Below are 14969 nucleotides of genomic sequence, written 5' to 3' on the forward strand. Positions count from 1 at the left end.
AAGTCCCTTGTACATATTAATGCTGACATCATTTTTCATACAGCAAAGGTAAACATCTTTACGGAAAATCTATCATGTATCGTTGATATATTTGGGTAGGGATGCCACGGACTTTATCGGATGAGCCGATCTGTATCTTGGGAAAAAGGAAGTGTTTGAGCAACTTGATCAGATTGTAAATTCTGTCATCGCTCAGAAGTGACACATTCGGAGTTTTGCATTAACTTGCATATAAAAGAGGAATACTTGTATGGGGTGATTGTCATATATAGGAAATATAGAGATGTATAATAATAAAAGTGACGGAACGCAATGTGTATGGCTTTAGGAATGAAGAATACTTCTAACCGAGACTATACACATTGCATGACTGTCGTATCACTCGAAATGTAGGAAGATTCGAAAAAACAGATCCTTTTGCCATATCATTTCCGGTAATGGTCGGATAAAGACAAAGCCAATTTCATTTTAGGGACGACCTCTTCTTCTGAAACAGATAACGTTTCTGTTTTGGCATTTCCTCCCAGCTTACCGATTATTTCTTGAGCGGGCTTGTTGCTTCCTCCAGGTATAGACTTATAAGCAACAATACTCCATTTTCCACAGATACAACTGGGACGGACTACCATTGAAACTCCATTGTAAATAATTGTACACCTACAGTCGTCACTTATGTCAGGCTTTTGGTCTTGGAAATTCGCATTGATAAACAATTTAATCTCTCTTACAAATTTCTTATAGCAAGAAGCTGCATATTCATTATTAATCCTATCTTGCGCGTCACTGATTTCATTTATAGCATTCTCCAGGATGTCACTCAAATTATTGCTTAGGTCATCTAATGCCTGCCACTTTTCTATGACATTTAGACCTTCTAAGTGTTCCAATACTTCTTCTATATCAAAATCAAAATCTTCCATAGTTAATATTATTTAGTCTGAAAATTAATCGTTTTTATACAATTCGCAAAGATCGTTTATACAACATTTCATTGTCTGCCTTAGCGATTGTGGTTCCATCACTTCTATCATCGTCCCATATCTTTGCAACTCCATTATGAAGTCGTAAGTGGGACGAAGCGTAAGTTCGAAGTCGGCATATTCATTGCAAGGACAAAGCTCTTTCTGTGAGAGATGCAACGGAAGAGAGCGCATGTAGTGTTGGTGTGCACCAAAGGCACGAACAACAATTCGTTGCAAGGGTATATCCTCATCTATTACTATGCCGAAGAAGCTGGAGAAATAGTCCTTAGCATTGAAGTCGATAGGGAACTTGAAATGATCTTTTGTTATTTCTATATTCTCAAATCTGTCAAGTCCGTAGATGCGCGACCTGTCTTCGTTGATGCTCAGCGCGAGCACGTACCAACGCTTCTGGAACATTTTCAGACAGTATGGCGCAATGGGGAATGTATAGGAATTCTTGTAGTGGAAATTCCGATAAGTAGCCATTATGATGTTGTTGCCCTTCATGGCATCAACTATATCCGTAAGGAAATGACGGCTCGACGGAATCTCCTCTACAAGGATGCGGTCTTTGAGCAACGTATTTTGTGACAACGTATTGGCAGTAGAATAGGTATCGAGCAGCCAACGCAACAGTTCGCCATTGGCAAGACATTCTGGGTTGGAGATGTAGTAACGATAGCCGCCCTTTAGTCGGCAGTCGATATTCACCCCAAGCGACATGAGTATGTTGTCTTTCCAACGGTTGAAGGTCTGGCGCGGAAGAGGTTCGCCATAGCTTATGCTTTCGTCAAGCTCCCATTTGTCGCTTAGTTCCTTCAGTGACAGTCCGTGGCTACCAGCACGATATAGAGCGTTGACCACCCAAATGTATTTTTCCAGTGTTGTCATGCGTAACCCAGGTATTTAGAATTAATGAAATGTTTAAGTGCCCAAAGTTACAAAAAAAATTTTAGTCATTACATCTATGCTAAAAAATCACTCCTTATATGTTGCATAATCGTATTCCACGGAGATTTCCACATTAAAATCGCGCACCCATAAAAGGTCAAAGATTGAGAAGCATGTATGTTCATAGAGGTTGTGGAACGGATATATGAGATGCATGTCGGAAGTCAGCTCTGGGCTTAACCCTTCATTCCTGTTGTCGGTCTTCTCGCTCAAGTAGAGCATATTATAATCTTGATTTAAAATGTCGTTTAACCTTATCCTTAAATTACATACTGTAAAAAGCGAAATCTATCCGCAAGTCCTCGCCAAGCGTATCGTCTGCTTTCAAGCAAAACTGCGGTTCACTGACACTTCTGTACAACAAACGTTGCAAGGTTTCAAGTTCTTGTGGCTGGAGAGGATGCTTTGGTGAGGCACTTATGCTTATTATACTATTGTGTTGGTTAAGGCCCTTCGCTAAATCATATTTCTCAATGAGTTCCTTTAAATAATCACATCTTCTGCCTGCGTCATAGCTTTTCGACAAAAATGGCGCAATCTCGTCAAACGATACCTTGTGTAATAATTCGTACAATGTCATATCTCATGTTTTTATCGTTATTTGCCGGCAAAGATATTGACGTGCTGACTCAATTATCAATACAGGTTAATTGTTTCTTATAAAAACTCACAAAAACAGAAGTTTTTTCAACCTGTGCTAATAATTGGAACACCTTCATAATACTTTTGCAGCAGACATTAAAGATACAGCTATGGAAAAGTCTACAAAATATAAAAGCACTGTAAAGGATGCGAAGACAATAGCAGAATGTTTAAGAAGCATATCTTTCAATGAGATTGAAGAAATCTTATGGGATGCTTATGGAATGGGGGACAACTTTACCCCATTCCTAAAAATGACTTATGACCGAGTTTGCAATCTATAAAAGAATATGGCTATCAATCAACTCAACAAATATGTATGGCTCGTGGAAACCATCCATAGGGCAAGAAAACGAGGTGGCATTACCTTGAAGGAGATTCAAAGCAGATGGTTGGATTCTGACATTAGTGAAGGAACGGAACTCTCTCGACGAACCTTCATCAACAATCTCCATGCCGTCGAGGAACTGTTTGGGATTACCATCGAATGTGGCAGCGGATACCGCTATCACATAGAGTGTGGCGACTGTTTCGAGGAAGGAAGTGCAAGAAACTGGTTGCTGAACGCCTTCTCGCTCAATGTGATGGTGGGCAATAGTCGTAAGCTCAAGGATAGAGTACTGCTGGAGGACATGCCTTCGGGCAGAAACTATCTGGAAGACATCATCAAGGCCATGCGTGACAACCGTGTCATCTTCATATCTTACTACAGCTACAATGCCGAGAAATATAATGAGTTTGACATCCATCCTTACTTCGTGAAAGCTTTCAAGAAACGTTGGTATGTGATAGCTTATAGCCCTGGCACCGACGATGTCCGCTGCTATGCCCTGGACCGCATGGAGAATGTCATTATTTCAGATAAAGTGTTCAAGATGCCTAAGGACTTGGAACCGGCTGATTACTTCAAAGATTGCTTTGGCATCACCAACAACAAGGATTCTGAGGTCCAGAAAGTTGTGCTCAAAGTGGATGCCTTTCAAAGTAACTATATACGCAACCTGCCTCTCCATGACTCACAAAAGGAAACAAAGCGAACTGACGAATACTCTATCTTTGAGTATCACCTGAAACCAGAGTTTGATTTTGAACAGGAGATTTTTTCGAACATGGACGCCATGGAAGTGTTGGAACCTCTATGGCTAAGAGATGAAGTGGCAGAAAGGTTGAGGAACCTTATGAAGAAATATAAGATTTGACCTTCATGGGTAACTTCCTTCATGAAATGGTTAAAGCGGTGAATACGTTTAATTCGTATTTACCGCTTTTATTATTATTGCCAAGGAAAATGATGATCAAGTAGGCGTTCATGCCACTGAGCAGCCCGATATTCAAACCTACAAAGACCCAGATTTGGTAACCAATAGATATAAGCCCAAAAAATTGCCTGCAAGAATACATAGAGGAACAAAAATTCTAAAAAATGATAAAACCATCGTTTAACCCAGCTCACCTTTTGGGCATTCAAGATTTTCAGTGAAACTCTTGCATCAGCTTTACTAAGGCCTTTGCTGCCATCTACGCACACAAGATGTTCTCGTTGGGCAAATAGGATACCCTCCTCGTCATCAAGAATTATATAACGATAAGGCTCTTTAGCGTTCAATCTCAACCATTCTGCAATCTCCAAGCCTTTACACCCATGTAAGCCTTGCCATTCCTCCTGGCCGTCTACATTGCTAAGGTTAATGGAATTACAAGAAGGTGTCAAACCTATAACTTCGCCAGGTAAGTGGTATTCCTGCCACAACTTCTGTATGTACTCCATGCCTTGCAATCGCCAAGTGGAAGAAATGATGATCTTGGCATCACTTCTTTCCACCAAATGGAGCAAATTGACTACAGCTTTCTTAGCAAATTTACCTTTTGGAGTATTGATTACTCCATCAAAATCTAAAAATATATACTTCTCCATACTTTTTTGTTATATATCAGTCGTTAGAATCCAATTTTTCTCTTGGTACGGCTCCCTTCCAGTCTTTCAATTTCACAAAACTCAACAAGGAATTTGACCATGTTCTCTGGCTGACCATGCAATATCGTCTGGATGGTAAAATGACGGGCGATGTTCTCTATTTCACCACCGCTGAAATCATACTTGACCGCCAGGTAACTGGCGTCGGCATCATTCAAAGGCGGAATCATCGCTTGCCAAATCTGAGTACGGCAATTCAAGTCTGGCTTCTCAAACTGTATCTTATAGAGGAAACGGCGCTCGAAGGCCTTGTCCATGTTCTCTGGGAGGTTGGTCGTGGCAATGAGGATGCCATCCAACTGTTCTATCTCCTGAAGGATGATATTCTGAATACTGTTTTCCATCTTCTCAACGGCTCTTTCCGCCCCCACCTGACGCTTGCCGATGATGGCATCAGCCTCGTTGAAAAGCAAGATGGGTGCCTTGGCTAATTGTTTCACCTTCTTCTTATAATCATCGAAGATGCTCTTGATATTCTTTTCGCTCTCGCCTACCCACATGCTCTTAACCTCTGAAACGTTCACCTGAATCAAGTCACGGCCAGTCTTCTTGGCTATCTGAAGCACAGTCTCTGTCTTTCCTGTACCAGGCGCACCATAGAAAAGGCAGGCAAAGCCGCTTCTGAAGTTGGCTTCTTTCAATCGATTTTTGATACGCTGGAAATGCTCCTCATCCAAGAGGGAAGTTAACTCTTCCACTTGCCTTTGTTCCTTGCTATTGTAGAATAGTTGCTTGGGGCTGATGTCCTCAAAGGATAGCATGCCACCCTTCGGGCGAGAACCACGCATGGATGATAGGTTGAGTTCCGAGAAAAGCTGTTTCTTGGCATCATCCGTAATTTTGAACGACTCTCTATCCACAAAGCCATCGTCATTGGTATACTCGATAAACTTCTCCACTAAGAACAAATGATCACCTTGACTCAAGTCTCTCTTTGCCCATCTCCAGTCAGCCTCTCCCTCCTCGTAGAGAAATTCCAAGTCGTGATAGCGGATATCGTCATCACCATCTATGACAAAGAGTGTACAGAACAACAGAAAAAGAGAAAACTCTGTATCCTCATCATCTATGTCAAATGAAGACATGGCCTTGACAAAAGCCAGGTTCTCATTCTTGCGAACCAATGCCCTGAGCTTCTTTTTCAATATTTGCCTGTCAAGTTTCCTACGGCGACATTTTGTAAACAACTCATCGAACTTGTCAAATAGTTCTCTGGCTGTAAGTTCCTCCACATCCATAGGATTATAACGCTCATTATGTTGGAACGCCTCCATCACCTCCATTGGGATGGTATAATAGAAACCTTCATCCCTATTGCGGCAGATATATTCCTTGTCAACAAGCTCTTGGATCTCATTGGCATATCGAAGCAAGCTAAGGATGCGGCAGCCCAAGAAATCCGTAAAGTCCGAGAACTGGATGTGACTGTCATCGCATCTGTCGGCAAACAAGGCCATGATGGCACTGGCACGCTTGGATATGTCCAGTTTATCGGAGACAAATCCAAGATATGAATCAGTCTTCTCATAGAACTTCTCACCCAGAGAAGAATTCTTTGCCTTATCTACGATTATTTCGAATGCTTGGAGCAAGTCCATCTGCTCCATATCTTTTTTACACGACGTTTGCATAACCATAATAGCACTACATTAATACATAATATTTTCTCCATGAGGGAAAGACTTCTAAAATCAGTTCCTCCCAATATGGTTCTCAAATAAGATTTATTTTCCATACTTGTCTATATTTAGAAGGCGAAATCATCCTCTTCCTCATCCTCACCATTTGGGACAGTCCTTCTAACTTCGCCATTTCTTTATTAATATCAAACTTCTCCATTGTATATCAATTAAAAATTCTGATGCAAAGATAGCCCACACCTGTGTAAGTTCGTTTCACACATAAGAAGTTTTTCATGTGCCATGCGCAAGGATTTATACATGGTGTTAAACACAAGTTAGTGTTAAACCTAAGGAATTTTTAATGGAGTGTTTCATTTATGCCACCAGAAACGACAGCTCATTTAGCGGGTTATTTCTAGTTCTTCGGAGGTTCCGCTGAAGACAATATTTGCATTTCTGATGCTCAATACTATGAGCCAGACGCACAACAAAATCTTTGGTGCGAAATTCTTGAGTTTTGAGCGTGCAGCGACAACACACTGACACTCTGTAGATTACACTACTAAGAAGAGAAGTGTGCAATGAATGACTGAGCTAAACAAGCTTCATTGGGTTGCAATAGCGCCACTTTTACACTCCAATAGTGCCACTTTTATCATGCAATAGCGCACTTTTACACTCTAATAGTGGCACTATTGCATGATAAAAGTGGCGCTATTGTTAAGCAGGGGTGCTGTTTGCACAGTAAAACACCGTAAAAACAGCAATCTAAATCTCTAGAATCAATTTTTATTTTGTAACAGCTTTTTACTCTTTGTACGATATTTGCATGTTGGACATGAAGGTATCAAATAAAGTCCCCTATGAATTATACAGGTAAGAACATTATCGTTACCTTTGCATCAGAGATTCATACCAAAACCCACGCAAATGAGAAAAATTCTACCATTACTACTTGCGCTTCTGATGCTTGCATGCAACAGAACCGAACACAAATCAGTGTCCGACCCAGCTTACTCCATGCTCGAACGTGTAGCCGAGCTCAACGCCGGAGGCGACAAACAAGGAGCATTGGCTCTGGCAGACAGTGCCCTGCTGATGCACCCGGCTGACACTACCAGATGCTGGCTTTTGAGCGAGAAGGCAGTGACGCTTGTCGACATGGGGCGCATGGCAGATGCCGTCGGCGTGGCTCAGGGCGCTTACCGTCTGGCAGAGAAACTGCATGACGTGGACGCTATGCTCAATCTGCGTGGCACTATGGGCATAGCCTACCGCAGGCTTGGCAAGACCGACTCGGCTCTGGTGCAGTATAAAGATGGCATACAGATGGCGCTTGCCAAGCACAATGCCGAATATGAGATATATCTGAACAACTGTGTCACGGTGTTATACTCCGAAAGCAACCGCTTTGCAGAGGCTCTTCACTATGCCGAAAAGACCGAAAAGGCAGCCTTTGCAGCCAACGACACCATACAGCGATTGTCGGCGCGTGCCAACATCGGAGGTATATATCTGAGGCAGAACCGCCACCAGGCGGCGCTCGACGCTATGCTGCCGTGCTGGCAGGAGGTGAAGAGCGTAGGCTATAACGTGCTCACGCTGAAGTTTCTCTCTATCATCCTGAAATCGTACAGCGCATTGGGCGACTATCAAGCGGTGGCGCAATACATGCAATATGCCGACCGTGTAATGGACGGAATGGCAGTAAATAGCAACGGAGTTTTGGGCATTCTTGAGGTCAAGGCCAGTCTTCTTGGCAAGCAGCATAGATACGCCGAGCAACTCGCACTTATGGACAGCATCATCGCCAGCGGCACCCATAACCAGGCAATGCCGCCAGATAAGATGCTGCGCATGAAAGCCCAATGTCTCGAGAACATGAATCGCAACGCGGAAGCGCTCGCGTTCATGAACCGTGCCTATGCCGTGCTCGACTCTGTAAAGCAAAGCGACATAGAGAAAAGCATGAGCGAATTCACGGTGAAATACAAGACTCTGGAAACGGAAATGGCTCTGGCTGAATCCAGACGCGAAACTGCCGAGAAAGCCAATCAGGTGCTGTGGCTTGTGGTGGCGGTAGTGCTGCTGCTAGGAGTGGTGGGCATTATGCTCTATCGCAGACGCATCGCTGCACAGCGGGCGTTGCTGCACGAGAAGCAGAGCTACATCGACGGACTCGAGAGCGAGCGTGAGCGCATAGCCAAGGAGCTGCACGACGGCGTGTGCAACGACATCCTCGCCACCAAACTGATGCTTGCCACCGACAGCATTCATGCCGAGCAGTATCTCGACGACGTATGGCGCAACGTGCGCCAGTTGTCGCACGAGCTTATGCCTCCATGTTTCGCCACGGTCACACTCGACACTGTGGTGCGCTCGTATGTAGCCGCCATCAGCAAGAACGGTGGCCGCGACATCTCGCTCAAGATAGACACTGCGTTCGATTGGAGCAGTCTGCCGCGACAGGTGGCGTACGAGATTTACCGCATCATTCAGGAGTCGACAGCCAATGCTATGAAATACGGCGACCACAGCGCCATAGACATATCGCTAACTGCATCCGACGGCAACCTATGCGTATGCGTTGCCAACGGCATAGGCGCCAGTTCGGCAGACGGCAGACACACCTCCTACCATGGCATAGGACAGCAGACGCTGCAGAAACGTGCCGACCGCATCTGCGCAAAGCTGACTGTAAGTGAGGCTGACATGCGCCATAGGCTGACGCTGACTTACCGACTCACCACCACATAATCACACTTTTACCAATTGAAAACAATGACAATACTCATCGTCGACGACCACCCCATAGTGCTTAAGGGCATACACGCCCTGCTGGCTTCGTCGTTTGCCGAAGCCCGTATCGTGGATGCCGCAGGTCTTGAAGAGGCAGAACAGATGCTCAACCGACATAAAGTAGACATACTTATAACCGATCTCGACCTCAACGGCGAAAGCGGATCCATGCTCATAGAGCACGTTCGCGACGTACAACCAGCCACACAAGTGGTGGTATATACCATGCACGAAGAACCCTGGTCGGTAGGCGAGATAGCCGATATGGACACCGAGGCGGTGGTGATGAAGAGCGACAACGCTGCGGAACTGCTTATGGCCGTCAAGAGTCTTTGTGACGGCAAGGGCTACTATAGTCCAACCTTCTTCCGATTGCTCAATTCATTGAAGCGCCATCCCGACCGTCTGTCCGACCGCGAGAAGCAGGTCGTCAGTCTCACGGCAATGGGACTTTCGGCTGCTGACATGGCTTTAAGGCTTGGCATCAGTGCCAATACCGTTGAGTTCCACCGCCGTCGTATCATGCAGAAACTCAATGTTGCCAACGCTGCCGAAATGATAAGCCGGGCAACTGAATTGGGCTTGAAGGCAAACATCTGATGCCGGATAGCTATAAAGCGTTTTATGTCGGTCGGACAGTGGCTCGGCTGACTACGGAAAACCATAGCTGACCCCCTACCAAAAACAATAGTTCTTAGTTTTTGGTAGGGGGTTACTGTATTAAAAGGAATATATTTACTATTATTTTTCTATACCTTTGTAACCAAACAGCGTACTCATTACCAAATACCAGCTACATGAATACCGATATAAAGGACAGTATCACCACACGCGAAAAGGAGATATTAAGTCTGCTCGCCATAGGACTTAGCAGCAAAGAGATTTCGGATTTGTCAAAACTTAATAAACATATAATATGAGAAGTTCTACCCTATTATTTACTATTGCCTCGGCAATGCTTCTGCAGGCAGATCCTGCGGTGGCACAAAACAATGTGCCTATCAGAAAAATCAAGGCTGTAATGCCTTCTACCGAGCTTACGCTGCTCGACAGAGTGGAAAGCGACACGCACAAGAAGGAATATCAATACAACGAGTATGGATATATCACGTCGGTCATGGAATACAACAAAGATGCGGGACAGTGGGTGCTCGACACCGACAACTCGTATCGCCAGGAGTATGTGTTCGACGCCGACGGACAGTGTACAGCCCGAACTGCCTACAACGTGGACAAGGCTGGCAACAAGACCACTGAGAAGAACAAAGCCGAAGTGGAAGTGATAGGCGACACGACATGGGAGCGTCACTATCAGAAATACGACGACGGAACCACTCACCTAAGTGAGACATACGCCTACGACCAGTGGGGCAACCGCGTGGAGAAAATCAATTATGGATACGACATCGACAGCAAAAAGGAGTACATACGCGGCTATAAGAAGAGAGAATACTCCGGACCGGTAGACAAATACGCCGACAATACAAACTACAATAGCATCAGGGAAAGTCGACTTTTGTATGATCTTACGGCGGAAACAAATGGTTCCGACCAAACCACGATGGATATAAACGAGCTGTATGTTGAGGAATTCCGTAAGGTAGTATGGCAAACTGAAAACGACAAACTGTACAAACGTGTCTATAACTGCGAAGGCTTTCTGCAAATCACGGTAGGAAGCATAGAGAGAGAAATGTGGAAATCGTCTGAACGTGAATTTAAACTCAACGCTGACGGCACCCGCCCCGTACAGGAGACAATGCGCTACTATAGCAAGAATGGCGAGGTAACAAGCGAGCACACTTCCACTTTCGCATGGGACAATAGCGGTCGCCTGCTATCCGTCATCAAATACAACAAATCCTCATCTGAAATATCATATAAGAATGAATACACTTACGCCGACGACTACGCAAAGAAGCTGTCGCTGCGCGAAGCTATTGAAGCATTAGACGGTGGCGGTCAGATATATCCGGAGGACGAGTTAATGCAGTTTGGACGTATAGCAACCTCTTCTTACTATTATGCCGACGATGGTGATAAGGGTGAGAGTACATACGAGTGGAACGCCAACGGACAACTCATTAGAGGAACATGGAAGGAGACTTCTATAAAGTCTGGCCACGATAACAACGATACGTCGACCGTGACCGACTACGGCGAGGTACGAGTAGGATATAACGCCGATGGACACATGGCATGGACGATTGACCATAGCATCAGCGAAAACGACTTCGTCAAGATTGAATACTTGTATAACAAGAAAGGTATATGGACCGGCGAGGCAGAATATGATGGCGACAGCTGGGATGGCCCGTGGACCAAGGTAGATTGGAGCAAAGCAAGAGCCAGAAAACGTCTCGCAACGCGTGCAGCTAAAACGCCGAAGTTTATCGATGATATGACCGACGGCCATCATTCTATAGAAAACAATGATGGCGTATGGAATACTCAAGGAAACTACTATGTGTCAACTGGCGTTGTGGCAGGCGGTAGTTATTATCAGAAACTCGTAAGCACCGCATCCGTTCCTGCTAATCCTGAATACAACTATACCGACCCGTTGATGCCTCTCGAAATGGAAGAGGATTACGACGAATATGAGGATGGTGAAGAAATGTGGTGTTATAGTTGGAACACGGACAAGTACGATTGGGAACTTGACTGGGGGCCGACAGAAGCCAAAAGGGTGTATGAGAATGATGGTAACATCGTTGCCGACATCTATGACGGCAATCAGACCATAGTAAGTACAATAACATACCGTCTTGACGATGACGACCGACTGGTTGAGGAGACCTACAGCAAGGGTGGCAACATCACATACGAGTATCTCCCAGACACCAACTATCTGCTTGAGAGTGTAGAGACTGCAGCCGACGGCTATCGCAACGTGTGCCACTATTACTACAGCAAGCACAACTATGTAGACCCGACTGGCATTGAAAGCATCAAACGCGATGACGCGTCCACAGCCGATTGGTACGACCTGCAGGGCCGCCGCATAACCACTCTGACCTCTAAAGGCATATACATTGTCAACGGAAAGAAAGTGGTGGTTCGTTAAAAACACAAAAGCAGCGAAATAAACCAATTCAATGACAACGAAAAAGGCGTACAACCCAAAATCGTAAAGATTAAGGTTGTACGCCTTATTGTTATTTCTTGTTCAAAATTTTACCTCGTTTTTCTCCAGCACCAATGCCAAAGTCTGTAGAATGGCTCGGGCAGCGCTTCTTGAGGATAGGATCTTAGCAGACGGAGGTCGCGTTGGAGACGCTGGAGGTTATGGCTGATGAAGCCATTGGTGGAAGGACGGCGATCGTCGAACTGTCCGAAGTTGCCGCCGCGCAACACTTCTGACAAGAGCATACGTCCACGGCGCTCATCCATCGGCACTATCATCCTTTCCTCCGGCAAGCGCATAACCGCATGCAATACGTACATCATAGCACCAGCGAATGTGCTCAAACCTAAGCGTTTGAGCGAGTTTTGAATTAGGAGTTTTGAGTTAGGAATTGTTCGCGGCTTCGCCTGCGATTTTGAGTTATATAATTTTGAATTTCTTACTTCTTCGCAATTCATAAGAACGAAGTAGTAATCGATGATTTGCCTCAGCCCTACCCCTTCGAAGAAATAATGGTGGTAAAGGTGGTAGAGTTGATAGATGATGTTGAACGTATTGGTTGGAACGGCTATCGGAGTGCTGACATTAGGGAGCGTAACGAGATTGCTGTATTGCAGGTCTGCGTTACGGCGCAACCATTGCTGCATTCTGTGGTTGTGCAGAGGATTGTTCATGATGGCAGGAGTGGTGTGCAGCTCCACCTCCACCCCATTCATCTTCAGTTCGATGTGATTAAGGCTTTCCTTGCCGATGCTGCCATTGTCCTTCGTCAGCACAGCAGCAAGTCGGCGCACTTCCTCTCGTGATGCATTCACCCACACATCCACATCTCCAGACATACGGGCATACGGATTGGTATACATCAGCGCATTGCCCTGCCCTTTCAATATGCAGCAGCGACAGCCTGCAGCCCTGATTTTAGAATACACGTCAGCCGTAGCCTTATTGATGACGAAGTTCTGCTGTCTGATCTTCTGACTCTCCGCAAACCATTTTATCAGCAACGCATGCTCGGGTGCCACCTTCTTAGGGAGCTTGGATATTCCTTCCATAAGCACCCCCAACAGCATCTGCTTCTTGGCGAAACGGTACAACAGCGCCCAGTCGAAGCCGCAAAGGGCGATTCCGTCCAAAAATTCCTTTCCTTCGTAAATGCCCAAGGAAAACTGTATAAAGCGAAAATAAAGGGAGTGCATCTGAATAGTGATGAGTGATTATTGAGTAGTGAGTAGTAATTACGGATATGACGATTTTTATTGGAGGATACGCCATTAAGAGAGGGAAAGAAAAAGATCCGTAATCGAAACAAATTGAGGACTTGGATGAAGAACTTGGTATGGCGGAGGCCAGAGACCTCCGCCACTTTATTCTTAATTCTTTATTGAGGCGATGTATTTCTCCATTCCTCTCTTCACGCAGCCTACGCGGAAGATTACGCCTTCCAACATTGCAACGGCAATGATGGTTGTAAGGATACCGAGAAGGACGTCTATGATGTAGTGATGGGTGGAATATACTGCGGTCCACCAGATGCCCATGCAGATGAAAGCGAAGACACAGGTGGTGAGAATATGCTCACGACTCTTCACGGCATAGATGGTGGTGACGAGCATGTAGGCGGCGTGCAGCGAAGGCACGGCTGCGAACACGTTGGAGTTGTTGCAGTAAATGGAGTGGAAGACGGGGAAACCGACGAGCGTGTCGAAGCGGTCGAGTCCTGCCACGTTGCCCGGAGTGTTGAGGATTGGCTCAAAACCATAATGGATGGCATACCATGGTGGGGCGGCGGGATGGATATAGTAGCCCACGAAACCCACGAGGTTGACAAACAGGAAGGCTATGGAGAAGCGGAGATAAGCCTCACGCTTGCCTTTTAGATAAAGGTAGATGGCAAATCCCAGAGGCACGGGCACCCAACAAAGGTAGAAGAAGCCTGCCATAAAGTCGGCAAAGGCACAGTTGTGGATGTTAAACCATTCGCCGGGGATGAGCGTGCCCGTGGCTGTGGTGATGCCGAAGAGGGAACGTTCTGCCTCGAAAAGCCCACGTATGTCTATCGGGCGAAACTCATAATTGGGGAAGAATCGCATCGAGTCGTAGCTGACAGCAAATGCCAGCCACGGCGCCAGAGCCAGTGCTATCTTGCGTGTGGGGCGCACGGCGAGAAGCACCAGCCAGAAAATAATGAGGTTAATGCTGAACACTGTGATGTGGTTTTAAAAGAGAAAAAAATTACTGCTCGCCTCTGTCACGCTTGCCGAGCTCGCGGTAGCAATGGGCCACACGCCAGAAAGCGGTGAGATTGGCGAGGACGGCGATGATGATCATCGGCACCACCAGCACCCAAAGATTGGCGCATACGCCACAAAAGACAGCTCCTACGGCTGTCACCACGACGCGCTCAGGACGCTGCATCAGACCCACCTTACACTCGATGTCAAGTCCTTCGGCACGTGCACGTACGTAGCTCACCATTACAGAACCAACCATAGCGGTGAACGTAACGACGCCAGCCCAGTCCCACGAGCCGTGCATAAGGAGATAATAGCAGATGCCGAAGAGTGTGCAAAGCTCGCTGTAACGGTCGAGCGTGGAGTCCCAAAGGGCACCGAACGTTGACGACATTCCACCCATACGAGCCAGACGACCGTCCATCATATCGAACAGTCCGGCAAAGAGGATGACGCCACCGCTCCATCCTACCCAGGCATAAGCCTCGCATTCGGGCAGTTCTGCGGCATAGATGAACATCGCCATGGCTACGAGATTGAGGACGAAGCCCGTGGTGGTGATGAAGTTAGGGGTGATGCCCACCTTTATCATGCCTTTGATAAGCGGATTGATAATGGCGTAAATCACCTTCTGTAGAAAATCGCGATAATTCATAT

The 14969-nt window shown here is 45.9% G+C and carries 15 protein-coding genes; 6 read left to right on the forward strand and 9 right to left on the reverse strand.

The window, feature by feature from the left end; all coding sequences use genetic code 11:
- Positions 1-425: 425 nt before the first annotated feature.
- From CHL74_RS09680 to CHL74_RS09695, 4 genes are all read right to left on the reverse strand, one after another.
- A complete protein-coding gene (locus CHL74_RS09680) occupies positions 426-920 on the reverse strand; it encodes a hypothetical protein (protein ID WP_094880961.1) in 495 nt (164 codons plus the stop codon).
- Positions 921-944: 24 nt separating this feature from the next.
- Positions 945-1856, reverse strand: a complete 912-nt coding sequence (locus tag CHL74_RS09685) for a WYL domain-containing protein (protein ID WP_094880962.1) — start codon at positions 1854-1856, stop codon at positions 945-947.
- Positions 1857-1943: 87 nt separating this feature from the next.
- On the reverse strand, positions 1944-2138 hold the full coding sequence (locus tag CHL74_RS09690; RefSeq protein ID WP_094880963.1) for a hypothetical protein: 195 nt from the start codon (positions 2136-2138) through the stop codon (positions 1944-1946).
- 43 nt (positions 2139-2181) lie between these two features.
- On the reverse strand, positions 2182-2496 hold the full coding sequence (locus CHL74_RS09695; protein WP_094880964.1) for a hypothetical protein: 315 nt from the start codon (positions 2494-2496) through the stop codon (positions 2182-2184).
- 172 nt (positions 2497-2668) lie between these two features.
- Between CHL74_RS09695 and CHL74_RS15820 the strand changes: the two genes are divergently transcribed.
- Positions 2669-2842 carry a hypothetical protein gene (locus tag CHL74_RS15820; protein ID WP_176452218.1) on the forward strand — a complete coding sequence of 58 codons (174 nt, stop codon included), beginning with the start codon at positions 2669-2671 and terminating at the stop codon, positions 2840-2842.
- 6 nt (positions 2843-2848) lie between these two features.
- Positions 2849-3757 carry a helix-turn-helix transcriptional regulator gene (locus CHL74_RS09705; protein ID WP_094880966.1) on the forward strand — a complete coding sequence of 303 codons (909 nt, stop codon included), beginning with the start codon at positions 2849-2851 and terminating at the stop codon, positions 3755-3757.
- A 74-nt stretch (positions 3758-3831) separates the two neighbouring features.
- On the opposite strand, the gene CHL74_RS09710 is transcribed toward CHL74_RS09705, so the two are convergent.
- Together CHL74_RS09710 and CHL74_RS09715 are read right to left on the reverse strand one after the other, a co-directional pair.
- Entirely contained in the window at positions 3832-4473 is a 642-nt protein-coding gene (locus CHL74_RS09710; RefSeq protein ID WP_094880967.1) for an HAD domain-containing protein, read from the reverse strand.
- Between the two features lie 23 nt (positions 4474-4496).
- Positions 4497-6140, reverse strand: a complete 1644-nt coding sequence (locus tag CHL74_RS09715) for an ATP-binding protein (protein WP_254923264.1) — start codon at positions 6138-6140, stop codon at positions 4497-4499.
- A 945-nt stretch (positions 6141-7085) separates the two neighbouring features.
- Here CHL74_RS09715 and CHL74_RS09720 point away from each other — a divergent pair.
- From CHL74_RS09720 to CHL74_RS09730, 4 genes are all read left to right on the forward strand, one after another.
- Positions 7086-8912, forward strand: coding sequence for a tetratricopeptide repeat-containing sensor histidine kinase (locus CHL74_RS09720; RefSeq protein WP_141241291.1), 1827 nt, complete (start codon positions 7086-7088; stop codon positions 8910-8912).
- A 24-nt stretch (positions 8913-8936) separates the two neighbouring features.
- Positions 8937-9554 carry a response regulator gene (locus CHL74_RS09725; RefSeq protein WP_094880970.1) on the forward strand — a complete coding sequence of 206 codons (618 nt, stop codon included), beginning with the start codon at positions 8937-8939 and terminating at the stop codon, positions 9552-9554.
- 197 nt (positions 9555-9751) lie between these two features.
- A complete protein-coding gene (locus tag CHL74_RS16575; RefSeq protein ID WP_141241292.1) occupies positions 9752-9874 on the forward strand; it encodes a LuxR C-terminal-related transcriptional regulator in 123 nt (40 codons plus the stop codon).
- Positions 9871-12021 (forward strand): hypothetical protein, encoded by a 2151-nt coding sequence (locus CHL74_RS09730; RefSeq protein ID WP_141241293.1) that lies wholly within the window; start codon positions 9871-9873, stop codon positions 12019-12021. The genes CHL74_RS16575 and CHL74_RS09730 overlap by 4 nt, the downstream gene beginning before the upstream one ends.
- Positions 12022-12131: 110 nt before the next feature.
- On the opposite strand, the gene CHL74_RS09735 is transcribed toward CHL74_RS09730, so the two are convergent.
- The 3 genes from CHL74_RS09735 to CHL74_RS09745 form a co-directional block, all read right to left on the reverse strand.
- On the reverse strand, positions 12132-13214 hold the full coding sequence (locus tag CHL74_RS09735; protein WP_176452219.1) for a nucleotidyltransferase family protein: 1083 nt from the start codon (positions 13212-13214) through the stop codon (positions 12132-12134).
- 237 nt (positions 13215-13451) lie between these two features.
- Positions 13452-14285, reverse strand: a complete 834-nt coding sequence (locus tag CHL74_RS09740; protein ID WP_094880973.1) for a phosphatase PAP2 family protein — start codon at positions 14283-14285, stop codon at positions 13452-13454.
- A 28-nt stretch (positions 14286-14313) separates the two neighbouring features.
- Complete coding sequence (locus CHL74_RS09745) at positions 14314-14967, reverse strand: CDP-alcohol phosphatidyltransferase family protein (RefSeq protein ID WP_094880974.1); 654 nt, start codon at positions 14965-14967, stop codon at positions 14314-14316.
- Between the last annotated feature and the right edge of the window lie 2 nt (positions 14968-14969).

The organism is Prevotella sp. 885, assembly GCF_002265625.1.
GTDB lineage: Bacteria > Bacteroidota > Bacteroidia > Bacteroidales > Bacteroidaceae > Prevotella.